Annotated in this window: 24 protein-coding genes and 2 pseudogenes; 16 read left to right on the forward strand and 10 right to left on the reverse strand. The window is 44.4% G+C overall.

Features of this window, described 5'->3' with window-relative positions; genetic code table 11:
* Nucleotides 1–11: 11 nt before the first annotated feature.
* Nucleotides 12–2057, reverse strand: a complete 2046-nt coding sequence (locus tag QUA97_RS14695; protein WP_333195045.1) for a serine/threonine-protein kinase — start codon at nt 2055–2057, stop codon at nt 12–14.
* Between the two features lie 548 nt (nt 2058–2605).
* Between QUA97_RS14695 and msrP the strand changes: the two genes are divergently transcribed.
* Nucleotides 2606–3589, forward strand: a complete 984-nt coding sequence (gene msrP / locus QUA97_RS14700; RefSeq protein ID WP_333195046.1) for a protein-methionine-sulfoxide reductase catalytic subunit MsrP — start codon at nt 2606–2608, stop codon at nt 3587–3589.
* 428 nt (nt 3590–4017) lie between these two features.
* Here msrP and QUA97_RS14705 read toward each other — a convergent pair whose 3' ends face one another.
* Nucleotides 4018–5679 (reverse strand): putative bifunctional diguanylate cyclase/phosphodiesterase, encoded by a 1662-nt coding sequence (locus tag QUA97_RS14705; protein WP_194069182.1) that lies wholly within the window; start codon nt 5677–5679, stop codon nt 4018–4020.
* A gap of 22 nt (nt 5680–5701) precedes the next feature.
* Nucleotides 5702–8053, reverse strand: a complete 2352-nt coding sequence (locus QUA97_RS14710; RefSeq protein ID WP_194069140.1) for a PAS domain S-box protein — start codon at nt 8051–8053, stop codon at nt 5702–5704.
* 763 nt (nt 8054–8816) lie between these two features.
* Between QUA97_RS14710 and QUA97_RS14715 the strand changes: the two genes are divergently transcribed.
* From QUA97_RS14715 to QUA97_RS14740, 6 genes and pseudogenes are all read left to right on the forward strand, one after another.
* Nucleotides 8817–9191, forward strand: coding sequence for a DUF1257 domain-containing protein (locus tag QUA97_RS14715; protein WP_194013147.1), 375 nt, complete (start codon nt 8817–8819; stop codon nt 9189–9191).
* Between the two features lie 97 nt (nt 9192–9288).
* A complete protein-coding gene (locus QUA97_RS14720) occupies nt 9289–9423 on the forward strand; it encodes a hypothetical protein (RefSeq protein WP_255515899.1) in 135 nt (44 codons plus the stop codon).
* A 281-nt stretch (nt 9424–9704) separates the two neighbouring features.
* Nucleotides 9705–9923, forward strand: coding sequence for a hypothetical protein (locus QUA97_RS14725; RefSeq protein WP_194071042.1), 219 nt, complete (start codon nt 9705–9707; stop codon nt 9921–9923).
* A gap of 248 nt (nt 9924–10171) precedes the next feature.
* On the forward strand, nt 10172–11527 hold the full coding sequence (locus tag QUA97_RS14730) for a sensor histidine kinase (RefSeq protein ID WP_194071041.1): 1356 nt from the start codon (nt 10172–10174) through the stop codon (nt 11525–11527).
* Between the two features lie 108 nt (nt 11528–11635).
* Nucleotides 11636–13012, forward strand: a complete 1377-nt coding sequence (locus tag QUA97_RS14735) for an ATP-binding protein (protein ID WP_194071040.1) — start codon at nt 11636–11638, stop codon at nt 13010–13012.
* A gap of 15 nt (nt 13013–13027) precedes the next feature.
* Nucleotides 13028–13216, forward strand: a pseudogene (locus QUA97_RS14740) (hypothetical protein).
* 167 nt (nt 13217–13383) lie between these two features.
* Here QUA97_RS14740 and QUA97_RS14745 read toward each other — a convergent pair.
* Nucleotides 13384–14163, reverse strand: a complete 780-nt coding sequence (locus QUA97_RS14745) for an ion transporter (RefSeq protein WP_333195050.1) — start codon at nt 14161–14163, stop codon at nt 13384–13386.
* A 561-nt stretch (nt 14164–14724) separates the two neighbouring features.
* On the opposite strand from QUA97_RS14745, the gene QUA97_RS14750 reads away from it, so the two are divergent.
* Complete coding sequence (locus QUA97_RS14750; protein WP_194071038.1) at nt 14725–15186, forward strand: phosphate-starvation-inducible PsiE family protein; 462 nt, start codon at nt 14725–14727, stop codon at nt 15184–15186.
* A gap of 57 nt (nt 15187–15243) precedes the next feature.
* Here QUA97_RS14750 and QUA97_RS14755 read toward each other — a convergent pair whose 3' ends face one another.
* The 4 genes from QUA97_RS14755 to QUA97_RS14770 all read right to left on the reverse strand — a co-directional run bounded on the left by QUA97_RS14755 (nt 15244) and on the right by QUA97_RS14770 (nt 18582).
* Nucleotides 15244–15435 (reverse strand): hypothetical protein, encoded by a 192-nt coding sequence (locus QUA97_RS14755; RefSeq protein WP_194071037.1) that lies wholly within the window; start codon nt 15433–15435, stop codon nt 15244–15246.
* A 49-nt stretch (nt 15436–15484) separates the two neighbouring features.
* Nucleotides 15485–16111, reverse strand: coding sequence for a ribosome maturation factor RimM (gene rimM / locus QUA97_RS14760; protein WP_194071036.1), 627 nt, complete (start codon nt 16109–16111; stop codon nt 15485–15487).
* Between the two features lie 142 nt (nt 16112–16253).
* Complete coding sequence (locus QUA97_RS14765) at nt 16254–16886, reverse strand: response regulator (RefSeq protein WP_194012767.1); 633 nt, start codon at nt 16884–16886, stop codon at nt 16254–16256.
* Between the two features lie 421 nt (nt 16887–17307).
* Entirely contained in the window at nt 17308–18582 is a 1275-nt protein-coding gene (locus tag QUA97_RS14770; protein WP_333195054.1) for a molybdopterin molybdotransferase MoeA, read from the reverse strand.
* Nucleotides 18583–18932: 350 nt separating this feature from the next.
* Here QUA97_RS14770 and QUA97_RS14775 point away from each other — a divergent pair, with 350 nt between their 5' ends.
* From QUA97_RS14775 to QUA97_RS14785, 3 genes are read left to right on the forward strand one after another with little or no spacing between them, the layout of a single operon-like run.
* Complete coding sequence (locus tag QUA97_RS14775) at nt 18933–19499, forward strand: SH3 domain-containing protein (RefSeq protein ID WP_194071034.1); 567 nt, start codon at nt 18933–18935, stop codon at nt 19497–19499.
* Between the two features lie 14 nt (nt 19500–19513).
* Nucleotides 19514–20638: a hypothetical protein gene (locus QUA97_RS14780; RefSeq protein ID WP_194071033.1), complete on the forward strand. Its 1125-nt coding sequence runs from the start codon at nt 19514–19516 to the stop codon at nt 20636–20638.
* An 8-nt stretch (nt 20639–20646) separates the two neighbouring features.
* Nucleotides 20647–21465 (forward strand): ion transporter, encoded by an 819-nt coding sequence (locus QUA97_RS14785; RefSeq protein ID WP_194071032.1) that lies wholly within the window; start codon nt 20647–20649, stop codon nt 21463–21465.
* Nucleotides 21466–21943: 478 nt separating this feature from the next.
* Here the strand turns inward: QUA97_RS14785 and QUA97_RS14790 are convergent, their stop codons facing one another.
* On the reverse strand, nt 21944–22234 hold the full coding sequence (locus QUA97_RS14790) for an AI-2E family transporter (protein ID WP_333195056.1): 291 nt from the start codon (nt 22232–22234) through the stop codon (nt 21944–21946).
* A 109-nt stretch (nt 22235–22343) separates the two neighbouring features.
* A pseudogene (locus QUA97_RS14795) lies at nt 22344–22988 on the reverse strand (AI-2E family transporter); the annotation flags it as partial.
* Between the two features lie 658 nt (nt 22989–23646).
* Between QUA97_RS14795 and QUA97_RS14800 the strand changes: the two are divergent.
* The 5 genes from QUA97_RS14800 to QUA97_RS14820 all read left to right on the forward strand — a co-directional run bounded on the left by QUA97_RS14800 (nt 23647) and on the right by QUA97_RS14820 (nt 26254).
* Nucleotides 23647–24498 carry a DUF1206 domain-containing protein gene (locus QUA97_RS14800; RefSeq protein ID WP_333195057.1) on the forward strand — a complete coding sequence of 284 codons (852 nt, stop codon included), beginning with the start codon at nt 23647–23649 and terminating at the stop codon, nt 24496–24498.
* 91 nt (nt 24499–24589) lie between these two features.
* Nucleotides 24590–24847, forward strand: a complete 258-nt coding sequence (locus QUA97_RS14805) for a hypothetical protein (protein ID WP_228050343.1) — start codon at nt 24590–24592, stop codon at nt 24845–24847.
* A gap of 32 nt (nt 24848–24879) precedes the next feature.
* Nucleotides 24880–25002, forward strand: a complete 123-nt coding sequence (locus QUA97_RS14810; RefSeq protein ID WP_333195058.1) for a hypothetical protein — start codon at nt 24880–24882, stop codon at nt 25000–25002.
* Complete coding sequence (locus QUA97_RS14815; protein ID WP_228050344.1) at nt 24981–25148, forward strand: hypothetical protein; 168 nt, start codon at nt 24981–24983, stop codon at nt 25146–25148. The genes QUA97_RS14810 and QUA97_RS14815 overlap by 22 nt, the downstream gene beginning before the upstream one ends.
* A 440-nt stretch (nt 25149–25588) precedes the next feature.
* Nucleotides 25589–26254 carry a hypothetical protein gene (locus tag QUA97_RS14820; RefSeq protein ID WP_333195059.1) on the forward strand — a complete coding sequence of 222 codons (666 nt, stop codon included), beginning with the start codon at nt 25589–25591 and terminating at the stop codon, nt 26252–26254.
* Nucleotides 26255–26329: the final 75 nt, after the last annotated feature.

Genomic DNA, 26329 nt, shown 5'->3' on the forward strand with positions numbered 1-26329 from the left:
GAATAGAAAAATCAAGGAGACAGTCGCCACACCTTAATCGTGTCGTCATAACTGCCGCTGATCAAGGTTTTGTCTTGAGGATTAAAAGCCAGTTCCACCCAAGTCGAATGACCTTTGAGCGTACCCTGTTCCCCGCTATCCATCGCCCACAGCTTGATAGTACCGCTCAAATCGCCGCTCGCTAGCGTCTCGCTGTCGGGACTGAAAGCTAAAGACTGGATGCGATCGGCATGACCGGTAAAAGTCACCTCGCCCGAGGGCTGCGGCCCGTGATTCGTGGTGACATCCCAAATCCTCACCGTGTTGTCCCAACCGCCGCTGCCCAAAATATTACCATCCGGGCTGACAACCAAAGCCGAAACAGCATCGACATGACCCGTGAGAGTCGCTTGGAATTCCCCAGTCTTCCAATTCCACATCTCGATCGTACCGTCGCCCTTGCCCGCAAACAAAGTATCTTTGTTGGGACTGAAAGCCACTGAATACACTTCGTCGGTAATCCCCTTGAGGGTTTGCAACTCGGCACCGCCTTCGACTTGCCACAGTTTCAATGTATTGTCTTTACCGACACTGGCGAGGACTCGGCCATCGGGACTGAAAACAACTGAGAACACGCCATCTTTGTCTCCGTCCAACGTCCGAATTAACTTGCCAGAATAGAAATTCCACAATTTAATCGTACCGTCTGCACCACCGCTGGCGATCGTCCGGCCGTCGGGACTGACAGCCACCGACCACACGGGCCCCAAATGTGCTGAGATAACTTTGAGTATTTTGCCGTGACGCTTGTGCAGCAGGCGAATTGTCCCGTCATTGTTGCCGCTGACTATGACGCGGCCGTTGGGACTGACTGCTACAGCCCACACCGGGTTTTTGTCTTGCTCTGCGAGAGTGCGAACTGCAGGGCCTGACTGCAATGGCTCGCTGCTGAAATTCTGCATCGGGGGCGGCTCGAACCGAATTTCGGGAATGCTGGAAACCGGTTCGGAAGAAGTGAAAGCCTCCGGTACTGTCGATGACAAGCCAGAACCCAGCAGCACTGAAATTAGGGCAACGGCGGCTCCTCCCCACAAAGCCAAAGTCACCCTGGGTTTGTTGACAATCGCGTCTATCGGTGTCGGGCCGTATTTTATGTCTCTGAGAATTGCTTCGGTCGATCGATAGCGTTTTGATGCTTCTCGTTCTACCATTTTATCCAGGATGCGGCCGAGTCTGCTCGAAACAGGTATTTTCAAATAGTGCCTCCAGGCCCAAGTGTCCCCTTTGATATCAAACAAATCAAAGGGCGACATTCCCGTTAACAAATGAATGCAAGTCACGCCCAAACTGTAGATGTCGCTGCTCAAAATAGCTTGACCTTTGATTTGTTCGGGAGCGGCGAATTCGGCCGAACCAGTCACTGTTTCTGTTTTCAGCGGCCCGCTGTTGGCAGGAATTGCCGCGCCGAAATCGACTAAAACCAGTCCCGATTCCTCCTCCCAGGGTAGAGTACCTACATCCTCTTTACCCGCCGTTATTAAGCCATTTTGGCTGGTTTTGCGGTGAATAATATTGGAGGGTTTGATGTCTCGGTGAATTAGTTGATGGTCGTGAACCAGTTGCAGGACTGGCAACAATTCGCTCAGCAAATACCAAATGTGAATTTCTTTCAGTACGCCTTTTTGCGACAGTCGATCGGCCAAATTGCGACCGGGGATGTATTCTTGCACTAAATACTGGCAGCCTTCTACTTCAAAAAATGCCAGCAGTTTCGGTATTTGGGGATGTTTACCCAACTCGTCGAGGACGCTGGCGTCGCTGCGAAATGTCTGGTTTAGCTGTCCGCCATTGTCGGCGACTGAGGGCACTGAGCCACAAAACTGTTGAATGACGCAGCGGGGTTGGGTTGGTTGGTCTTCATCGACTGCTAAGAAGGTGCGGCAACCGAGACTTTGACCGAGGGGGTGAAATACTCGGTAGCGACCTTTTAGCAGCAAGTTTGACTCGCAGCTTTTGCAGGCTGTGGCGCGATCGAGATTTTCTGGATTCTGGCAATTGGGATTGATGCAGTAACTCATTTCTCTTTCCGCTGGAGACCCCCGTCCGACTTAAAGCCAGGAGTGGGAGAGGAAAGCGGGGCGGTGCGTGCCGCTTCCTTTGGACAAATTAAATAATTTGAATCATTGCTTTGCTTCATGATAATTGTTTCCAAGATTTTAGTGACAATTCCTGCGGTCGATCGCGCGTTAATTATTACTGACTTTCCTGCGATGGAGGTTTAATACCATTTTTCTAAAGCTGTGTTATGGATCAAGTCCTAGCCCCCCCTTACTAAGCTACCGTTGGGGGGCTAATATCTAGCACTACTTTATGAAATTGGTATAATAGGTCGATCGCCCGCGTGCCGTGACATTATTCGGCAGAACTCGCTCTCAACGAATTAGGCTATACTGTCATTGCGGATACAATAATTTTGCTCGCAGCGCCAAGTCAAGCCATCGCGAGGCATTGCCAAAACTCCCCTATCCTCCGATCGCCCTGAGTAAATCTCAAATTTCAAATAAACTAAAAAATTGAAATTTGGGCAAATTTCGCCCGACGAACTACTAACTTTTAACTATTACTTATGCCCTTCATTCGCATTCCTAAATCTTGGGAAATTCTCGATCCCCAAATTACCTCAGAAACAGCCTTTCTCAACCGCCGCCGCTTCATGACAAATTTAATCGGCGCTGGCGTGACTGCTTCGTTGCTGCCGCTGACAAGCTGTCAAAGCAGCGATAGTTCAAAAACCGCTATGGACAAAAGCTCAACCCAAGCATATTCGGGATTGACCCGGAATTCTAACTTCGCAAAAGTCGATCGAGCAATTACCGACGAAGCCTTAGCTACAAAATATAACAACTTTTACGAATACGGCGGCACAAAATCTATTTGGCAAGCCGCTCAAGCTTTGCCAACAGAAAACTGGAAAGTAGAAGTAGCAGGTTTAGTCAAAAATCCCCGCACTTACGACATTGACGACATCTACAAAAAATTTCCCATCGAAGAACGAGTTTATCGATTTCGCTGTGTAGAAGCATGGGCAATGGTAGTTCCTTGGGTCGGATTTCCCATGAAATTACTCATGGCTGATGTCGAACCACAATCAAATGCTAAATTCGTTCGCTTCACCTCGTTTTATGACAAAAAAATTACTCCAGGCCCCGGTTTAATGTCACAATTTTATCCTTGGCCTTACACCGAAGGTCTGCGGATTGAGGAAATGGCCAACGATTTAGCATTTTTTGCTACGGGCTTGTACGGGCGGCAGCTACCAAAACAAAACGGTGCGCCGCTGCGAGAAGTGATTCCTTGGAAGTACGGTTTTAAGGGCGCAAAGTCGATCGTCAAAATTGAATTTGTCGAAAAACAACCCGCTACTTTTTGGAATACAGTCGGCCCCAACGAATACGCTTTTGAAGCCAATGTTAACCCCGACCAACCTCACCCCAGATGGTCTCAAGCCAGCGAAAGAGTCGTCGGCCCCGGTAACAGTTGGTCGTGGGAAACTCGCCCGACTTTGCCCTATAACGGTTACGGCGAATATGTGGCGAGTCTTTACAGGTGAACTACCAGACGCTGATGCGTAGCATACAGCACTGGCTTCCTGATTCATTGGGATGTGCTGTTGCTATCCGTTGAAGCAAGTAGTCTGATCTTCCCTCCACAGGCAGGAGTCCTAGTTCCTAAGACCCATACTTTTTCTGGCTACACGCTCCGTTTAGCTTGGTTTTCGCCTAGGAGGATAGTGGTCAAGATAGTGCAATTGTATCACTGATTCGCTATCGCTCAACTTGTTTCTGGTTCGTTTTCATCCCGTCACCCACCTGAGTACAGGTAGGGTGCGGGACTTCCCACTCACATTCAGTTAAAATTTCATTCCTAAAATTCGATCGCCCGTGTGGAATGCGAGTCTGCTCTTTTGCGGACTCGCATTCCGCACGCGCGAACCGCTTTTGGGTACTATTTTGCCTGAAATTGCTTACCTGAAAACTGCTATAGTTCCCAACGCTTATCGCTTTTGAGCAAGGCCTCAAACTCAGCCGCTGGTAAAGCCTGACTGAAAAAATAGCCTTGAATTTCGTCGCAATCGCGGGCGCACAAAAACGCAAGTTCCCGCTCATTTTCTACCCCCTCAGCAATCACAGTCATATTCAGAGAGTGCGCCATTTGAATAATCGCTACTGTAATCGCTGCATTTTGGCGATCGTCCGCAATATCCCGAATAAAACTCTTGTCAATTTTGAGCGCATCAAATACAAAGCGTTTCGGATAACTCAAAGAAGAATACCCAATCCCAAAATCATCAATCGCTATCCTAATCCCCATATCTCTCCATACCTGAAAAGCTCCCGCCGCAGCCGTTTCATCTTGCAAAATCAGACCTTCCGTCAATTCTAATTCCAGACATTTAGGATCGAGATTAGTTTCTCTCAATATCTGGCTGACTCTCTCCGTCAAATTTTTGCCTTCAAACTGGCGGGCTGACACATTGACTGCTACCCGCAGCGGAGGTAAACCCTCAATTTGCCACGCTTTAGTTTGCCTGCAAGCAGTCTCTAAAACCCATTCGCCCAGCGGTGCAATTAAGCCCATTTCTTCAGCCATTGGAATGAATTCCCCAGGGGAAACTCGACCTCTTTTTGGATGATTCCAGCGCACTAATGCTTCAGCACCAACAATTTTTCCGGTTTCAATTTGTATTTTTGGTTCATAATAAACTTCAAATTCCGAGCGTTTCAAAGCATGGCGAAGACAATTTTCTTGACTAAGTTTATTAATGGAAATAATTGCATTTTTAGCGGTATAAAATTGATAGTTATTTCCTCCTTTCTCCTGAGAATTATACATGGCTGTATAAGCATTTTTCAGTAGTTCGTCTCCATTGCTGCCGTCGTTTGGAGATAAACAAATGCCGATACTCGCCGTGACGTACAGTTCGGAGCCTCTGGCCATTATAGGTTGGGCTACAATATCTAAAATATTTTGAGCAATTTTGACAGCATCCTGTTTTTTGGCAACTGGTTCGATAACAATTGCAAATTCAGCAGCTTCCAAACGAGCCACTATATTAATTTTATCCGTGCAGTTACTCAGCCGTTCGGCAATTTTACAAAGTACAAAGTCGCCAATATCGTGTCCAAATGTACTGTTAATCCTGTTGATTTTATCTAAACTAAGAGTCATAACCGGAATCATTGCTGGCAAGTTTTTGTGTTTGTCTAATATCTGACTTAGCTGCTCTCGCAACAGCGAACGATTTGGCAAGTTTGTCAAGCAGTCGTGCTGATGTCGGTGCAGAGCTATTTGAATAGTTGTGTGCAAGTTTTTTTCTTCAAATGGTTTAACAATATAGCCGAATGGTTTGGTTGAATTGACCCGTCGCAAAGTATTTTCGTCAGCATAGGCTGTTAGATAAATTACCGGAATTGCCAAGCGCGATCGAATTACTTCTGCTGCTGTAATACCGTCGATTTCTCCTTGCAGGTTAACATCCATTAAAACTAAATCTGGTCGAGATTCTGTTGCCGATTGAATTGCTTCTTCTCCTGAATAGACAATATCAGTGATTCTATAACCCAGAGATATTAAGCTGTCGGAAATGTCTTCGGCAATAATGCTTTCGTCTTCAACTATCAGAATTTTTTTATTAGGCATATTTTTTTCTCTCCGAAGATGGCTATTGTTGTTGAGAAAATGTTATTTTAAAAGTCGTGCCTGTTGTTTCTAGTAGCTCTATTTTCCCCCTAATTTGCTTAACTAAAGATCCGACAAGTCGCAAACCCAATGTGCGGGCATTTCGATAATCTAAGTCTTGAGGAAAACCAACACCACTGTCGCTTACAGTTAGCACGCAAACCCTGTCATTTTCTAAACTAAAGTCTATGTTGATTGTACCTGCGATTTCTCCTTCAAAAGCATATTTTAGTGCATTGGTCACAAGTTCGTTGATAATTAATCCGCAAGGAACGGCCTCGTCAATATTCATATAACACGGCGCAATATTTGTTTGCAATTTGACGCTTTCTGCATGAGTTTCATAAGCTTGAAATAAATTGTGGGCAAGATTTTGGATATATTCAGCAAAGTCAATGTTTGAAAAATCTTTGGATTGATACAATTGTTCGTGAACCAGGGCCATTGACATGACTCTGTTTTGACTTTCTTTTAACATTTCAGTAACCCTGCTGTCTTTGATGTAGCGGGACTGAAGTTTGAGCAAACTGGAAATTACTTGCAGGTTATTTTTGACGCGGTGGTGAATTTCTTTGAAGAGGACTTCTTTTTCTGCGAGGGATGCTTTGATCCGATCTTCGTCGCGCTTCCGGTCTGTAATGTCTCGCACTACTGCTTGAATTACTTTGCGGCCGTTAATTTCCATTGCATTTAACAGCACTTCGGCTGGAAATTCTGAACCGTCTAGCCGTTTGTGTACCCAGTCAAAGCGACAGCTACCTGTTTGCATTGCTGTTGATATTTTCTGGGCGGCTAACCTGCGGGAGTCTTGTCCGTTGGGCTGAAATTGCGGGGAAAATTCGCTTGGTTTTTTCCCGTAGAACTGTTCTTGATTGCTACAACCAAATATTCTGAGGGTGGCGACGTTACAGTCAAAAAATGCTTGTTCGTCTAGTAGCATTACTGCGTCGCTGGTGGCTTCGTAAAGGCTGCGTAATTTGTGCTCAGATTCTTGTAAAGAAGCGATTAGTTCGGTTTTTTGAGCTTCGGCGCGCTTGCGGTCGGTAATGTCTATTCCTACCGAAACTGCTGCGGTTCCTTGATGATATTTCTGAGCTACTATCAGATAATTGCGGGTGTTGCCATTAATTTCTATGTCTATTTCTTGCCAGATTTGTTGAGATGAACTGTCAAAAAAGTTTCGGATCAGTTCTCCAAAAGCCGATCCTTTGTCGAGAAAGTTGATTTCTTGACCGACAAAGCTTTCTGGAGACAGTTGGAAGGAGGTGGCTAAATGCTGGTTGACTCCTATATACCGCAAATCTGAACCGATCCAAGAAATGAGTCCGGGCACTGCATCTAAGACGGCGCGAAGTTGGTCTGTGGCTTCTTGGAGTGCTGCTTCCGATCGCTTGCGATCGCTAATATCTGTTGCGGTTCCGCACATACCTAAAATAGCGCCGTTTTCACCTTGGTTGATGATGCTGTTGACGCGCAGGTGGACGGGGCTACCGTCTTTGCGAACTTGTTCTATTTCGTAAGGAGAATTGGGGGTTTGTTGCTGAAGGCTGGTTCTAGCTAAAAGTTGTGCAAATATTTCTATTTGTTTGTTTTTTTGTTGGGGAATTAAAAACTCAGTAAAGCGGCGGCCGATCATTTCTGGGGGGTCGTAACCGTAGATGCGTTTGGCGGCGGTATTGACAAAAGTTAAGATGCCTTGAATATCGATCGACCAAATAAGTTCTTGGGAGGTCTCTACAAGGTTGCGGTACTTTTTTTCGCTTTCGGCAAGTGCTGCATTGAAGGCTGTTGTTTGCTGCTGAAGTCTGTTTTCTAATTCTTGATTTGCTGTTTCGAGAGTGGCGATCGACTTTTGGCGATCGGTAATATCGGTAGAAATACCGACAGCCCCGACAATTTCCCCCCTTGCATCTCGCAGCGCTGTCGATCGAATTTCGTGAATAAAATGCCCGACTGGGGCATTCCAAGTGCGATCTTTTCCTGCTATTACCCCGGCAATATTTTCTAAAATATCTGGCTGACTGCCGTAAACTTCAAAAATCGACAGTCCGACAGTTACAGGTTGTTTGAACCCCAAATTTTCTAATTTTTTGCCGGAAGCAAGGGTTAACCTGCCGTCTTTGTCAGTTGCCCACAGGAAAATTGGGGAACAACTGAGGGCGGCGTGGAGGGTTTCGTTTTCTTGTTTTAGCCGATCGATTTCGGTATGAAGCTTCGCGCGCGTGTTGCTCAATTCTACCGTTAGTCGATCGGCTATAAGCTGCCAACTCGCAGCAGTGTCGCACATTTCAGCAGGATTGCGCGATCGACAGATGGATTGGTTGCAGTATGACATGGTTCTCAGGGATGTACTGTATATTTAATCCCGGGCTATCTTTTAAGCATAAACTTTTTAAGTGAAATATTACAGTTTTTTGGGATACTCATCCGAGCCAGATGCGATAGTTTAAATCTTGTTTAAAACATTCAGCAATTGCTCCCCTGTCTGTCTTTCTGGCAACTTTTTAAAGGTTGATAACAAGCTGAATAATGCCTGTAAATACGTATTTTCACGGTAAGCAGGTGTAGTATTTTCAAAACAAGTTTCGCAATGTTAGCCTTGTACAAGACATACAATTATAAAAATTTTATATTGTTTGCGTATATTCACGCACTCAAGAATCGGGAATCGGGATTTTTGAAATATAGTCACGGCTAACAAAAGTGCGATCGGGGCGATCGCAAGGGAACAGCGATTTAAATCTAAAACCTCAAACTTGTTCTGAGGTTTTAGATTTTAGACATTTCAAGTTACCCGTACAAGTTTTAGATCGTAGAATTAAAAAACAGGTAAATAGTTATTAAATTATGGTTAAGATTTCGTTTTTAAATTTGCTTTTCTTATCGTTATAGTATCTATTAAAAAATCGAAATTCGGGAATGACAAGGCGCGGTAGACAAAAGCACCACTCAAGCAGGTTGATGTGCAGGTGTGACTCTGCAAAGCTCTATATTTATCGTAAAAATCGAGTTAAATAGCGCAAGTCCTAAGTTATTGACGGTGGTTGTTAATGCTATTATAATCAAATCAGCGTTTCACACAAAAATCTGAAAGTGATATGTCACACTTCACAACGATCGAGGTTCAAATCACCAATGGCGAACTGCTGCATCAAGTGTTGGAAGAGTTGGGTTATAACGTAGAGTCCAACGTGCAGGTGCGGGGTTATCAGGGCGACAAAACTAATGCGGAGTATGTGATTCGGCAATCCAACGGTTACGATTTGGGTTTTCGTCGCAATGGAGAGAATTACGAATTGGTTGCGGATTTTTGGGGCGCTAGAATTAACAAGCAAGAATTTGTCAATTCAATTAGTCAAAAATACGCGCGCCGCCAGTTGATGGCGGCGGTGCAGTCCGAGGGTTTTCATGTTGAAAAAGAGGAAACTTTGGCGGATGGAACGGTGAGGGTTGTTGTGGGTCGATGGGTTTAAGACTTGCGCTTGAATAACTCGTTTTTATATACCAAGTAAGTGGGGACAAATCAATAAATATTCGAGGGGTCAAGCGGGTTTTGCTTGGGAGCATCTGGTGTTTTGCGTTTATAGTGCGATCGTCCCCGAAGAGCGAGTACAATATGCGAGCGGGGACGATCGCACGCTCAATAAAAAAATGCTTTTTGCCACACACCAGATGCTCCCTTTTGCTTTCATCTTCTGGCTGTGATTTCGTGATTCTTCGCTAGCGCCCGCTTCTAGGTTTTTTGGGATTCGGTAGGGGCTCCCTTGACTGACATCTTTGATAGCAACAAAAAATTCAGGTAAACCGGCACCCACACAACTAAAATTTTAGGCTATTGTTCCTGCTCGCTGATTCATCTGTGGAGTAAATCTCAAACTTGTAGGGCGAAGTCGAAGTATCTAAAATCTCAAATCGACTGACTGGCGCGGGCTTTCGCAAACTAAGATTTAGGGGTTGTTGGAGTTGGAGTTGGAAACTTGCCTGCATTGGCATTTTTGCTTAAATACAGTACAATCTGCCGATTTTTGCCTCCGGGCCAGTTTTGCGGGCTGGTGTCTCAAGTTCCTGAGACTGTGCGAATCCGGGCCGTCGAACTCTCGAAGGATGTCAGTATATTTATCGATGACGGGCGATCGCACTCCAACTCTTTACCGACAGAGGAAAATAGCATAACAGATTGCACTAATCTATTGATAGATTTTTAAGATTTTTCGGAAAACACGCGATCGCAGGGTATATCATGGTAAAAAGTTTACAGCAGAGTTCCGTAAGTTCCACAAAAGCTTCGATCGTTTAACATTGATTTAGAAACAAAATCCTTAGCAGACCATGCTATTGCGATCGGGTTTTCCCGTTGGGTGCTGTTAAAATTTGACAAACTAGCAATTACCCGTTAGCCATTAATAGCAACTTAACTTATCCATCAATACAAAATTTAACAGGGGTTTCATCTATGTTTGCTGTGCATGAGACTAACTCGGAGTTATCCGTTTTGCATATCAATGAAATTTGTAGTTGGGATATATCCTTAGAATCAACTCTCCTAGATTTGCCTCTCTACAACTGTCAAATTGACTTAACCCAACAGGCAAAAGAAGTAGCCCAGGCTTTTGAAGGAAGTTCCATGCTTCCCGGAGTCATTTTGACCGAGCGGGGTACTTTTGTCGGCATGATATCCAGGCGTTATTTTTATGAAAAAATTAACAGGCGCTACGGGTTAGAAATGTTTTTTAAGCGACCGATCGAGGTATTGTACAGGTTTTCCAAGCAAGAGCTGCTGGTGCTTCCCGGCAGTAAATTAATAGTAGAAGCCGCATCGGAATCTCTTTACAGGTTAGCAGAATTAGTCTACGAACCCGTAGTAGTGGAAGTAGCACCCCAGACTTACAAATTGTTAGACTCACACCAATTAATGGTGGCTCAATCCCGAATTCACCAACTAACAAATAAGCTGCTAAAAAAACAAACCCAAGCGAAACTCATTCAAACCGAAAAAATGGCGAGTCTGGGGAGAATTGTCGCAGAAGTAGCCCACGAAATTAGAAATCCGCTGAACAGTATTTGGGGAAATTTGACTTTTCTGCTGTCCTATTTTGAAAATTTGCTGCAACTAATGTCAGCTTATGAAGAGGAATATTCGGAACCGTCTCCCCGAATTAATGCCCTCAAAGAAGAAATTGAATTTGATTTTTTACAAGAAGATTTGCCGATCACCTTAGAAGGGATGGAGTTGGGAGCCTCGCAATTGCTAAAAATAGTGAACGGGCTGCACCACTTCTCTCATATGGACGAGACAAAGCCAATGGATACAGACATTCACGAATGCGTGGATATGACGCTGTTAATTCTCAAAAACCGCTTGAAGAATAGCATAAGAGTGGTAAAAATTTACGGCGAACTGCCCCTAGTTAGCGGCTACTCCGGTCAGTTGAGTCAGGTGTTTTTGAATTTGTTAGTTAATGCTATAGATGCCCTGACAGAGTACGCAGCAAATAGAGAAATACAGACCGAGTGCGCGGATAACTGGCAGCCCCAAATCGAAATTACCACTAATGTCAGAGAAACTGAACAGGGCCAGCAGGTAGCAATTGAGATTGCTGATAACGGGCCGGGCATTGCCCCAGAACATCATCAGCAAATATTTGATACCTTTTTTACCACAAAACCGGCAGGGAAAGGCAGCGGTATGGGGCTGGCTATCTGCCATCAAATCGTCACAGAAAAGCACGGCGGCCAACTTTTTTTGCGATCGCAACCAGGCCAGAACACCAAATTTGAAATTCTCCTGCCAATAGTTCGCAAAACATGATTAACTCAAAAACAGTTTTCTGGTTCGCTGCTGCGGTGAAATGATAGGCTACCTTAGTAGTGGGTTCTCATTTTACTGTTCCAGCATTTCGGCAATTATAAAGTTCCAGTGGCAAATACATTCAGTTCCAAACTACAAAGCCCTTCACTTTCCGAAGGCAGCCATCAAGACCTTTCACTAGAGTCTACCCTCTGGGATTTGCCCCTGTATGAATTTCAGGTAAAATCGAGCTGCTTGGCCGTGGCCGTTGCCGAAATCTTTGAACAGCATCCCCTGGTGCCGGGAGTCGTCTTGATCGAAGCAGGAGAGTTTGCGGGCATGATCTCGCGCAGACAACTGCTGGAATATCTGCTCAAACCCCAAGGCCCTGAGCTATTTTTGCACCTGCCACTGAAAGTGCTCTACAGTTACGCTCGCGTCGAAATATTATTGCTCGCAGAGAGTACAACGATTTTGGCGGGAGCTCCACAAGCTTTGCGCCGATCGCCCGAATTGCAGTCAGAACCAATCGTCGTCCAAATAGACTCCCAATCTTACCGACTCTTAAACCCTCACGCACTAAACATCGCCTACTGGCAAATTCGCGGCATAGAAACTCAAGTCCGCTACGAAAGAGCCCAAACTCAAATGATTCAAAGCGAAAAAATGGCTAGTTTAGGCCGTTTAGTCAACGGAGTAGCCCACGAAATTTTAGATCCGGTGGGCTTTATTTGGGGGAATTTAACCTACGTCAGCGACTACAGCAAAAACTTGATGGAGTTGCTCTTAGTTTACGACGCGCACTGTACCGAACAACCGCCGGAAATAGCACAGCTCAAAGAAAAGATAGACTATGACTTTTTGCAAAACGATTTCCTGCGAACTGTGGCCAGCATCAAAGCCGGAGCCGAACGTTTGAGTAAGTTAGCAACCAGTTTGCAAAATTTCTGCCACATCGACGATATTTATCCCAAACCGACCGACTTGCACGCCAATATAGACAGCATACTCTTGCTGCTCAAAAGTCGTTTGACCAGGGAAATAAAAGTAGTGAAAAACTACGGCTACCTGCCGCCCGTGCCGTGCTATGCAGGACAGCTAAACCAAGTATTTATGAATATCTTGACCAATGCTATTCATACATTAATTAACGAAGCAGTCGGTCAAGAATTGGCGAAGGAGTTCAAGGGTGGAGGAATCAGAGAGGGCGATCGCCAGCCTCAAATTGAAATTACAACCCAAGTGTGCTGTCCCGAACCTGCGAGCGACTTGAACAAACTTCACGATCGCTGGGTTTCGATTCGCATAGCAGATAACGGGCCGGGAATGTCACCTCACAAGTACAAAAGAATCATAGAATCATTCTCTGCCGAAAAACGCGCCCTCAAAGAAACCAGCTTAGCAGTTAGCTATCAAATCGTGACGGGCAAACACGGCGGCGCATTCAGAATGCGATCGCAATTAGGAACAGGTACCGAATTTGAAATCTTGTTACCTTTAGCTTAAAGAAGTTATTGGTTATTGGTTGTTGGTTATTGGTTATTGGTTGTTGGTTATTGGTTATTGGTTGTTGGTTGTTGGTTGTTGGTTGTTGGTTGTTGGTTGTTGGTTGTTGGTTGTTGGTTATTAGTTGCTAGTTGTTGGTTATTGGTTGTTGGTGATTGGTGATTGGTGATTGCTTGTTGGTTGTTAGTTATTGGTAATTGGTAATTGGTGATTGGTTGTTGGTTGTTAGTTATTAGTTATTAGTTATTGGTTGCCCCTAACAAATAACCACTAACAAATAACCACTAACAAATAACAAATAACCACTAACAAATAACAAATAACTACTAACAAATAACTACTAACAAATAACTAATAACAACAGCCAACAGTCAACCATTATCCAACTGAGTGCCACACATTTTACAGAATTTAGCATTAGCATCATGTACTAACCAACCGCAACCCTTACAAACAATCTCTACTTGATTAGCACTTTTAACTAACTGTTTAATCAAATCCCCCAACTGCCAAGGAATCAGAGCAATTCCCGTCAAAATCATCAAAATAGTTAGAAAACGGCCGGATTCTGAAATCGGAGTAACATCGCCAAATCCCACCGTAGTCATCGTGACAACCGAAAAATAAACAGCATCCAAAAAAGTCCCAAAAGCTGCGGGATTTTCCGAATGTTCGACTTGATAAATCAAACCAGAATAAACAAAAATTATCGCCAGTAAAGTAAACACAATCCGGGAAAAAATAACCCCATCTTCGGTGCTGATGCGAAAAACCGAATTTTTTAATTCCAGAAAGCGGATGAGTCGGAGAATTCTAAACCAGCGAAAAATCCGAATAAAACTGACATTGACAAATCCCAGTAAAAATGGTAATATTGCCAGCAAATCGACTATCGAAAAAAAACTAAAAATAAACTTAAATTTATGATCAGCGCACCACAGCCGCACTAAATATTCAACAGTAAAAACGACTAAAAGAGCGGTGTCGAGAGTTGCTAATCGAGTTCTAACTGATTCGGAAATCGGGTAAGTTTCTGCGATAAAGCTGGCAGTAGATAGGAGAATGAGTCCGGTAATAATTAAACTGACGGTTCTCCCTGCGGGCGTTTCAATGTCTTCTAAATAAAATGCAATTTGTTTGCGATTTAACATAAATAATCTGTATTGTAGCAGGACTCGGCGATTGAAATCGTCAGCGTCAAAGGATGTGCGCGCCGGAGGGCGACTGAAGAGGAAACGGGGTATTAAAGCCGGCTTTAGGATAATTCCCGTAGGGGCTAGTTCACGAATGTATGCAGCAATACAAACGAGAAATCCTGTAAACCCGACGCCCCAACCCGCCGCCCCAACCTACTCCCTTAAAGAATCGAAAGGCGACGGAAATCGCCTAAGCGTCAAAGGATGTCCGCCGGAGGGCGACTGAAGAATCTACGGGGTATTAAAACCTGATTTAATCTAATTCCCCTAGGGGCTGGTTCAAAAACAATATATAATTCAAACACACAATCTATATACCAATACACCTGGGTTAACGCTGTTTCTTGCCAGGAGAGATCCTTGCATCTCCCTGGTTGTAGGGAAAGTAGGGGTTGGCGCAAGAGCAATTTTTTGTCCCCTCGGTAGGGGGACGGCAGGCGATCGGGCTACATCAACCCGCCCCACCGCGGCACAGAGTTCGATCGCTGGCAATTCGACGCACATGATATAACTGGTATGCTGAAAAAAATATTTAGGCGAATTTCTAGGTTTGACAGCGATCAAAATTTTCTGCATTTTACAGAAAATGTAGAAGTAATAATATCGAAAATTCTCTCACTGGCGATGATTGTGGTAATTATCGTTAGTGTTTGCGATTTGCTGATTTATTTAGGAAAAGAGTTGTTTAACGACGACCACACTTTGCTAAAAGACACGTTGTTTGTCATGTTTGGGTTATTTTTAAATGTTTTAATTGCTCTGGAAATATTAGAAAATATTACAGCCTATCTCAAGAAACACGTAATTCAAGTAGAGCTAGTTATTGTAACTTCTTTAATAGCCGTATCTCGAAAAATAATTATTCTTGATTTAGAGAAAAAAACAGCAGCAGATTTGATAGGTCTATCGACGGCAATTTTGGCCCTTTCAATTAGTTATTTAATCGTGCGATATAGCAATAATAGACACGATACTTAATATCTAGATAGAGAGTATTCGACCTCTCGAACAGTTTTAACAATCGCGTATTGAATTTTAGTTCTCCAGCCAACGGTCGATTTTACCGACGGTGAACTCAAGGGCAGTGGCGAAGTCTGGAACGGCGGGAAGTTTGTCTTGGGGTCGATCAAATACAGCAATGGTGCGATCGCTTCGGTAGACAAAGATCAATTCTTTGTCGGGGTCAATCAGCCAGCCCATGCGGTTTGGTGCGTCGCTTCTCGCCAATCAAATAGTGGTGAAAATTTCGTTAACGACGCACCAAAATATTTTGATATTAGTCTAACAAACCAGCGGGAGGCACAATTTCAATTCGGCCTTTTTCTAAGTCAACAACTGGCACAATCTCTTGCACGAAAGGAATCAAGATTTTTGTTGATTTAGGCTGTTTCTCGCGGATTTTCCGTGGTTTGCGGGTATTTCTGGGGTCAGGGTTTGTTTTGGGAGTTTCAGCTTTTTTGGGCTTTTCTAGTTCTGGCGGCGTTAGATTTGTTTCTACTTCTAACAGGTCGTTACCTGCGGCAAGAATATCACTTACTTTGCCTAAAATTTCCCCGGTTAATTGGTTAAAAACTTCCATGCCGATCAAATCTTGCACGTAAAACTCATCAGGTTCGAGGTAAGGTCGATCGGTCTTTTCTACAAACAACTTACAGCCCCGCAGCGCCTCGGCACCATCGCGGTCTTCCACGCCCTCCACCTCTACAGCATACAAGCCTTTGCCCGGTATGTAGCGACCTCCCAAAAACTCGATCGGTTCCGGTTCACTTTTGTTAGGGCGCAAAAGCCACCGCTTCCCCGGTTCGATAAATCTTTCCGGGAAATCTGAATCGGGATAGACTCGCACTTCCCCGTCCAAACCTTGAGCTGCTACAATTGTACCGATTTCTATCCACTCTGACATAAACTTTTTGGGAATTAGGAATTAATTGGGAATTGGGAATTGGGAGTTGGAAATTAAGAATGAGGCCAAAAGCATTGGTAGCAAACAAAAAATAACTAATGACTGCTGACTAATGACGGATGACGGATGACTGCTGACTTCTTTAAACCAACCCGGTTCTCAGGGCTACAACTGCCGCTTGCACGCGGTCATCCACAGCCAACTTATTCATAATACCGCGAACGTGAGTTTTAATAGTATTTGGACTCAAGTAAAGCGCCGCTGCTATCTCTGGATTGCTGTTACCTTCCACCATTAACTTTAATACCTCCAACTCCCGCTGCGACAACTGACCAAAAGTAGCTGTAGAGGCTGGTGCCGGCGGTTTGAGATGCTCGATCACAGTGCGGGCAATTTGAGGGTCAAGGTATGTAGCCCCCTCTGCTGCCGCTGCGATCGCCGCTAACAGCCTGTCTACGGAAGCACCTTTAATACAATAAGCATCAGCACCGCTAGAAAGTGCTGCAATAATTTCAATTTCTGCTGTGTGAGAAGTTAACATTACCACTCGAACTTCCGGCATTTGTGATTTAATTTTTTGAGTGGCTGCTATGCCGTCTAGCCTGGGCAAACCGATATCCATAACGATAATATCAGGCTTGAGTTTCAGTGCAGCAGCTACTCCTAAATACCCGTCTTCTGCTTGCCCTACTATTTCTATTTCTGGCGAATCTGCTAATACTTGCTCTAATCCCAGTTGCATCATCGGATCGTCTTCAACAATTAAAATTCTCATAATATGAAGTCAGTAGTCAGTAGTCAGTAGTCAGTAGTCAGTAGTCAGTAGTCATTAGTCAGTAGTCATTAGTCAGTAGTCAGTAGTCAGTAGTCAGTAGTCATTAGTCAGTAGTCATTAGTCAGTAGTCATTGGTCATTAGTCATTAGTCATTGGTCATTAGTCATTAGTTATAGCGGTTATCACAAAAGTGAGGTATGCCCTATGCCCACGGAGGCCTATGCCCTATGCCGGATAGTACCTCATATGAGAGCACAGAAAGGCTATAGTAGTCATTAGTGCTGTCTCCTCCGAGCGAACGTCCAAGTCATCAGGAAGAAGGCTATAACGGCTTCGCTCATGGTAAAAAGAAGGAATAAGGAAGAAGGAAGAAGGAATAAGGAAGATTAATGACTAATGACTAATGACTAATGACCAATGACTAATGACTAACTTTTAAAACTTCAACAAATTCGCCTGGGGGAATCCAGGTTTCTGCTGCTGGCAAAACTGCTAAACCAGTTGTATTAGCGAGGTTAATTAAATTCGCTGAATTTTGACTGCCGCTAGCTGGTTCAAATTCCCAGACTCCCGCCACTAAATGTAGTTTACCCCAAACATAAGTTTCGCGCTTGCCGTGCGATCGCAATTCAGCATTACACCTAGCCTTGACAAACTCCGGCCCCCAAGCATCCGCGCCCAGCCCAGACATCTTTCTCAAAGCAGGCACAACAAACCGCCAACAGCAGACTAAAGCTGAAACCGGATTTCCGGGCAAACCAAAATAGAGACAATCCGAACTCGAAATCGGCGCATCAGATTTTGTTTCATCTCGTTTAAACGCAGCAACGGTTAAGGGTTTTCCCGGTTTAATCGCCACAGCCTGAATGTGAATTTTACCTCCTAAATCTGCCAAAATTTTCTCTACATAATCGTAGTCTCCTACCGAGACACCGCCCGTAGAAAGCACTACATCCGCTGTCGAAACAGCCTGGGCGATCGCCTTTTGTAGCGCATCTTCGCGATCGGGAATTATCCCCAATCCGATCGGCTCACATCCCATTTGCGCCAACAAAACAGACAAAGCATACTGATTCGAGTCTACCAGTTTCCCAGGACTCAAAGGTTTGTCCGGCGATACCAATTCGTCACCAGTAGAAAAAATAGCGACGCGCACGCGCTTGTAAACGGGAACTTTAATGCACTGTGCAGTTGCTAACACTGCTATTTCTGGCGCATTGATAGCAGTACCGCGATCCATCAAAGTTGTTTCTGCTTGATAAAAAGCGCCTTTGTGCCTGACAAAAGCTTGCGGTTTTTCAGGAGCAACTAAGACAAAAATACGATCGCCCTCACGCCTCGTTTCTTCCTGCATTACCACCGTATCAGCACCATCCGGCATCATAGCCCCGGTAAAAATTCGCGCCGCCCAGCCCCGCTGCACCGTAATTTGAGGCAGATATCCCGCTGGAATCTCCTCAACTACTTCGAGCACCGCTGGTTTTTCGGCGCTGCAATTTTCCACATCGGCAAACCGCACGGCATATCCATCCATTGCCGAATTGTCCCAATAAGGAAAATCGAGGGAACTTGTCACAGGCGCGGCCAAGATTCGCCCCGATGCTGCCAGCAAGTCTACTGTTTCTACATCCCGCTGACTGTCGGGAGATTGCGCCAAATTTAGTATGATCGATTCTGCTTCTTTTACTGACAGCATGACTGTTTCCTGCGATCGCTCTGCGATTATTTTAACAGTCCTGCACGCAAAAAATACTTTGACAAACACCCATATCGGTCAAGTGTGCAGTGTGCACATAAGCTATTAGCTGCGTAGAGGACTGGCTCTTTGCTGAGTTTGGCAGCGGCAATGATTGATGCTGTGGGCGATCGCAAACCGCGCGTTTATGCTTGATTACCGGCGATCGACCTTGAAAATCTGACCAGCACGGCAGCAAATATAACTTTTTTATGTCTTGCGAGTGATTCTTTATTCATGCTTTAAGCAGATGAGCGAAATCAAAATTTGAGATAGGCTGTTGACATAAAGAGTTAAAACCAGATCAAGTGATGAAACAGAATGGAAGCTGGAAAAAATATACAAGTTTAACAAGTTCGTTATTGTTGAGTGCAACGGTTTTAGTTGCTCCGGCGTTTGCTAGCGAAACCAATCAAACTCAAAACGTTAAACTTCAAAATACAGGTGAATATTTACTAGCACAAATACCCAATAGCTGTCGCCAGGTAATTGCTAGTAACGGTCTTAACGTGCGGCAAGAAGCGAACAGTAACAGCCAAGCAGTCGGCATCATCGGCTCCGGCAGAACTGTGACAATTCAAAGTCTGGGCGAGAATGGTTGGGTGCCAATTACAGCACCGCTAAAAGGCTACGTATACGGTGGTTTTCTCGGAGAGTGCGAAACTGCAAATGCTCCGCCTCCTACTGACTGCCGCTTAGTTGCAGCCGTCAGAGGAATTAACGTACATCAAACACCTTCGACTGATGGAGAAACGGCTGGTTTCGTTGCGAAGGGACGAAGAGTGACGATTGAAGGTTTAGGAAGCGATGGTTGGGTGCCCATTACAGTACCTCTGAAAGGCTACGTCCAATCTGAAAACCTGGCATATTGTCGTTAATTTAAAAAACAGTGATGAATGACCAATCAAACCCAGAAGAAAAAACTGATTTGCAGCAAAAGTCTAGTTTGTTAAATGTGGTTGCGGAGACAGCAGAATCTGCACTGAATGCAGGCAAAGCGGCTGTTGATACGGCAGTTAATTTGGGGGAAGCTGCTGCTAAACAAACTTATCGATTAATTGGACACGCAACGCAGGGAACCGGACAAGTTGTGACTTTTGTTGGGAATCTTCCTTTTGTCAGACAAGTTGCAGGTGTGTTCAGGGTTGATTGGTTAGTTGGAGTTACCTCGCGCGTCGATTTGGCCAAAGCCGAAGCGGAAGTCAAGCAACTCCAACAACAGTATCCCAAGGAAAATTCCAGCGAAATTGCCCATCGCATCATGGTGCAAAAAGCGATCCAAGCAGGTGGTGTCGGACTTGCTAGCAGCCTTTTACCCGGTGTCGCGGCTGCACTGTTGGCGATCGATTTAGTCGCGACTACTGCGATTCAAACTGAAATGGTTTATGAAATTGCTGCCGCCTATGGGATGGATTTGCAAGATCCAGGGCGAAAAGGCGAGGTTTTGGCAATTTTTGGGTTGGCGCTGGGCGGTAGCAACGCCATGAAAGCAGGTTTGGGTTTTTTACGCAACGTACCGCTGGCCGGTGCGATGATTGGTGCGAGTACGAATGCTACGATGCTGTACGCGCTGGGATATGCGGCGCGCGAGTTTTATGAAGCCAAATTGAGGGAGGATGCTGATGAACCTGCAACCGAAACGCTGCAAGCAATTCAGCAACAAAGCGAAGAATATCTCGATGTGGCGATCGCCCAACAAGCAGTTATGGATCAAATTATTGTGCACATGATTCTAGCAAGTTATCCCAACAAAAACTGGGAAGATATTTTGCCAGGATTAAAGGTGTTGCAATTAAATGCCCATTCTCTGAATACGATTGCTACTAATATAAAATCCCCCGAACCATTAGATGCCTTGTTAGAGCAACTCAACCCCGACTTTGCCGTACCGCTATTAGCTCAATGCCGCCGCATTGCTGAAAGTAGCGGGGAAGTCTCGGAACCAGAACAGAGAGTCCTCGGTGCGATCGCCGATCGCCAAAGCCGATCGCAAAAAATCGACGCTCTGGATCGCTGACTTAACCTATGAGCGACCCAAACCTTGCAGAAAAACCAGCCCTAGAACAAGAGCGCAACGAGATTTTACAGCAGCTAGAAGATTGGCTGGAAACTCCCATGCTGGTGCTGTCATTTGTGTGGCTAGCTCTATTTATAGTTGAATTAATTTGGGAATTAAACCGGTTTTTAGAAGTCGCCAGCAACACAATTTGGGCGATTTTTATTGCAGATTTTATACTTAAACTCGCCATTGCACCGCGCAAAATTTCCTATATCAAAAGCAATTGGAGCGCAGTTTTTTCTCTGCTGTTACCGGCTTTGCGTACCTTTCGATTTATCCGAATTTTCCGAGCATTTAAGACAGCACGGGCTGTCCGAAGTTTGCAGTTGTTGCGAGTCATGACTCGTACCAATCGAGGGATGCGGGCCTTAGCTGCAAGTGTTCAACGCAGGGGATTTGGTTATGTTGTAGGACTAACAATAATTATTACCTTGGTAGGCGCAGCGGGGATGTATGCGTTTGAAAAAGATGTCGGCGACAGTTCCTCCGGTTTAAATAATTACGCCACTGCTTTGTGGTGGACGGCAATGTTGATGATGACATTGGGTTCGGAATATTGGCCAAAAACGCCTGAAGGCCGCATACTTTGCCTTGTTTTGGCACTTTATGCTTTTGCAGTTTTTGGTTATGTAACTGCGACAATCGCCACATTTTTTATCGGTCGCGATGCAGAGGATGAGGAAGCCGAATTAGCAGGAGCAAAATCAATTGCAGCCCTGAGCGCTGAAATTGCTGCCTTGCGGACGGATATTCAGCAATTACTGCATCAGAACTCAAATTCTTGAATCAGATATAGCAGTCCTTCCTTGCAGGAGTCGTAAAGTTTTTTACCCCACCCCAACCCTCCCCTTATTAAGGGGAGGAAGTAAGAAATTCACAAATGATTTAGGATTGCTATACATATCAAAAGGGTGTAGGAAACCGGATAATTAAAATCAGGACTTTCAAGATGATTGGGCGGTTGAAACCGCGTCTACAAAAACGATGTCGGCCTGCGCCGACTGGTTCGTAAAGAATATCCCAAACCCGAATTTATACCATTTTTGTAAAGATGTGCTATGGATGATATCGTTTCAGCTTGCATCGGAATCATTTAACCTTATTAGAACACAGAGTACACAGAGTCCGAGAATATATATCTGAATCATTCTGATGCTACCGGATTTGATATGAAGTCTTAGCCCTCCCCTTAATAAGGGGGGTTGGGAGGGTAATATCTAGCGCTACTTTATGAAATTGGTATTAGTATAACATAATATCATTTCAGGGTTTCCGGGAGGGAGCGGTTTCCCAGCGATCTAATATATCTTTGATTACAACTTCTTTAACCCAAGTTTGAGCAACAATTAGGATTGGAAGCGCTAGCAATAATCCTAAAAACCCCAATAAAGAACCAAATGCTCCCAACAAAGCTAAGGTATATGCCGGGAGCAGGGACACTTGCTTTTCCACGATCATAGGTGTAATAAAGTTGCCTTCTATTTGTTGAATTGCAAAATAAAGTAACAATACGGCACCTGCTTTTCCTAGAGAATATAACAAGGCTAGCAACATGGGTGGAACGACACTCAAAATCGCGCCAACATAAGGAATTAAAGCTAATAAAAATGCTAACTAAAAATCCGTTAACCAAAGGCAGTTGCACTTGCAAGAGAAACAGACCCACAGTGCTCGCAATCCCAATAAAACTCATGCTGAATGCAATTCCTGTCAACCAGCCCATTAAATTTTTTTCACATTCAGTCAGAATTTCATCGACTCGGTGGCGGTAAAAAGCGGGAAACAGCCTGATTATTACTTGGCGGTACGGCACGGGATTTACCACAAGCATAATTGTCAAAACGGTAATTAACAAGAAATTAATTACTAAATTGAGGGAGTTGGATAAAAATAGATAGATATGGGAAATTATCCACTGAGAAAGGGTTTGGAGTTGTTGGCTTAAATTATCAAGATTGGGAATATTATTTAAGGCCAGTTCCGGCACTTTTGCTTGCAACCAGTCGATCCACAATCGCAGTTTTTCTATCCCTAGCGGGATAAGTTGAGTTAGCTGTTCAAATTGAGAGCTGAGGCGCGTGAATATCAGGAAAATAAAAACAGATGAGATCGCCAGTACAATGCCAACTGTTAAAGCGATCGCCAGTTCGCGCCTAGCACCAGACTGCTGCAATCTTCGCACTAAACGGTTGAGAGCGATCGCTAAAATTACGGCAGTAAAAAACAATAAAATGACCGCTCTAATTTTCCACAAAATATAGAGCGAGACTATCAAAGCCAAAAAACCGATCCACTCTCCTAAACCCACAACATAAATCCCTCCTACAGGTTCTACAGGAACGGTGCAATATCTGAGATTAAACCAAAGACAACTGCGATCGCGATCGGGCTTAACCAGGTTCTCAAGTTGGACAGCGCAATTTTCATGAAACTTCTCTGATAACTCTTGTGGGATAGCCGTCCCCTCTGTCTTTTAAAATATTTTTTGGAGAAATCTATTTTTTACAGCATACCTATGTATGGGAAAGATTGTGCAGAATTCCAGCAGATTTCCTCAAATCTTACTTAAGATATATTCCCCGTACATTCAATTTAAAACTTCTCGTACCTCAGATAGATCGCGCGCCTAATTCGACTAACTAAAAAGTACGGGGCGATCGCCGGTACCGAGCCAATCCCATCCTGGGCTAATCCTCCACAGAGGCTATTTGATGGCGATCGCCCTGACTGATTTACCTACCTGGAGGGATGCCAAAACTCTCTGAACAGGAGAAAATTATAGTGGAATAGATACAAATACTATATCTGCCTTAAAAAAACCTTTTTTACTCAGAATTTCCCTTTTTTGCTTGTCCTCTTACTAACCAAAAATAGGCGAGCAATCTGCCTCCGGCACGCTGCGCGATCGCAATAAATTTATGAATAGGCGGCTGGAATACCCAACTAATTCCAAATTGTAGAAAAATATGACACGGCGCAACTCACCCACCGATAGCATCACAGAACCTGTCCGACGCGCAAGTTCTCAACCCTGGTTCGAGCGACTGGCAAGACTCGGATATGCCGCCAAAGGCTTAGTTTACTTTATCATCGGTTTTCTTGCCGCACAAGCTGCTTTTGGATCTAGTGGTAAAACAACCGATACTAAGGGTGCATTAGCAACAATTGTCTCCCAACCCTTCGGAAAATTCCTGCTATTTTTGGTGACAATTGGTATTATTGGGTACGTCCTTTTGCGGATTGCTCAAACGGTTCTCGATCCAGAACACGCTGGCGAAAAAATGGATGCCAAGCGAATTGCGACGCGCATTGGCTACGCTTTTAGTGCGTTAGCTTATGCAGGTTTGGCCGTGACGGCTGTCAAATTAATTATCGGTTCGGGTGGTGGTAGCAGCGGCAATTCAACTCAAGATTGGACAGCTTTGTTTTTATCTCAACCTTTTGGTCAATGGCTGGTAGGGCTGGGGGGAGCAATGACGATCGGTGTGGGTTTCTCTTACCTTTATAAAGCATTTAAGGGAAAATTCCGCCAGCAATTCAAACTTCATGAAATGAGTAACAACGAGCAAACTTGGGCCGTGCGACTGGGTAGACTGGGGATTGCGGCTCGTGGCATTGTCTTCACTATCATCGGCTTTTTCTTAATTCAAGCTGCGAAGCAATCAGATGCCAGTCAAGCTAAAGGATTTCGTGAGGTGCTGGCCTCCCTGGAACAACATCCGTTTGGCCCGTGGATTCTCGGTTTAGTGGCTTTGGGTTTGATTTCCTATGGCATCTACTCATTAGTTCAAGCTCGTTACCGACAAATTCTGCACTGATAAACTGCTCGCTTCCAACAAAATTAATAAAAATTTTTCTGTTAAGACGGAAAGATAGTCATGATAATTACAAATTGGCGCGGCTATCGAGTTGCAGCTTTGGCAGGCCTTATTCACCATAGCAATAATAGCTGCTGTCAGTCAGGGAACTTGGCAAAATGCCTTGGCGCTAGCATTATTTTTAGTAGCATCCGTGGTGTTTGTAGTGATGAAAAATCTCTTACTAGCGCTGTTTGATCTCCTGTTTGTGTTTGCTACTTTACTCAATGCTGGAGGCTGGGTTTGGGGACTATTTTATCAGCCGGGCATTATGATGAAATTGTTCATGCTTTCACAATTTTTGCTGTGACTTTAGCATTGAGTTTTTTAGCCTACAGTTGAATGCTGACTATTTTTGGCGATCGCCAACTGCTGTACTTGCTAACAATCACCAGTTTGGGAATTGCGGTGCTTTGTAGGAAATTACCGAATCGACGGCTGCTATGGTTCTTTTTAGCGAAGTGATTTGCAGTCTAGATGATACGATTATCGATTTGATTATGGATAGTTTGGGTTCTGGAATAGCTGCCCTAACTAGCTTGTGGGCATTGCAAGAATGGACGCGCCCGGTGCATTTGTCGTCAATAGTCCGATCGACATATCGCGCTTAACGCAAAGCAACACGATCAATTTTTGGTCGATCGCCTTTCATCAGATGGATATTTTCTTAGGGCCTCAGACCGATGGCAAGGCGGGGAGATTTTAGGTTAAATGGGTATACAAGCAAGGTTTTGAAATGTAGAACATAAAAAATCAATCTTTTGCTAATTTTTTTTCATTAAATTTTATTAGTATAAAGAGGTTTGTTGTTTCGATTTAGGAGAATTTTATGAAAATAAAATCATTGTCAACCACAATTGCACTGACTCTGTTGAGTGCTACTATTTGTTTGCCAGAAATGGTAAAAGCTAGTCCAAAACCCTCTCTCCAAGTTGCTTAAAGCAGAGTATCCTCGGATATCGACAGTTTTACGGCGTATCCAGTACAGCGATTAGAGTCGGGAACTGAACTTTCTTTTGTCCTGCGAGGAACTCCGTATTCTAGAGCTACTTTGACTATCCCAAATGCAGTGCAAATTCCGGCTTGTTCTACCCCACAGCGGGAAGCTACGGCACCTGCACCTGCAACGCCCAGAACGGTTGCGACGACAACTGAGAATGTGGTCGATAGAACAGCAGAACTCCTCGGTAAAACTGTGACAGTCAGAAGTAAACCGATCAATAAATTAAGCCCATCGACTTTTACAATTAGCGATCAAAAGTTTTTTGGCAGCAAACCGATTTTGGTTGTCAATGCCACAGGTAAGCCTTTTGCACTGCCGGCTGAATCGGGTCAAGATATTCAAGTAACGGGAACTGTTCGCAACTTTGTGCTTGCAGATATTGAGCGCGAGTACAAATTAAGCTTACAGCCAAATCAGTACGCCGATTACGAAAATAAACCCGCGATCGTTGCACAATCGATGGCCCTAGCCCCCACACCAGGAGAACTCACCTCAAATCCCCAAAAATACTATGGCAAAACCCTAGCGGTAAGTGGTAAAGTTGACAGCATCAAAAGTCCCAAGTCGTTCACATTGGATGAAAACAAATTAATTGGCGGAGAAGATTTGTTAGTGATACACACCGTTCCAAAAACAAGCGTGAAAGAAGGGGAGAAAGTTGCCGTAACCGGTGTACTGCGTCAGTTCGTTATCGCTGAACTCGATCGCGAATAGGATTTGCAATGGGATTTGACCTTAAAGCAGAAGCTAGAAGCCGAGTATACCAACAAACCCGTGCTAGTTGCTACA

This window comes from Microcoleus sp. CZ3-B2 (assembly GCF_036705055.1).
Lineage (GTDB): Bacteria > Cyanobacteriota > Cyanobacteriia > Cyanobacteriales > Microcoleaceae > Microcoleus.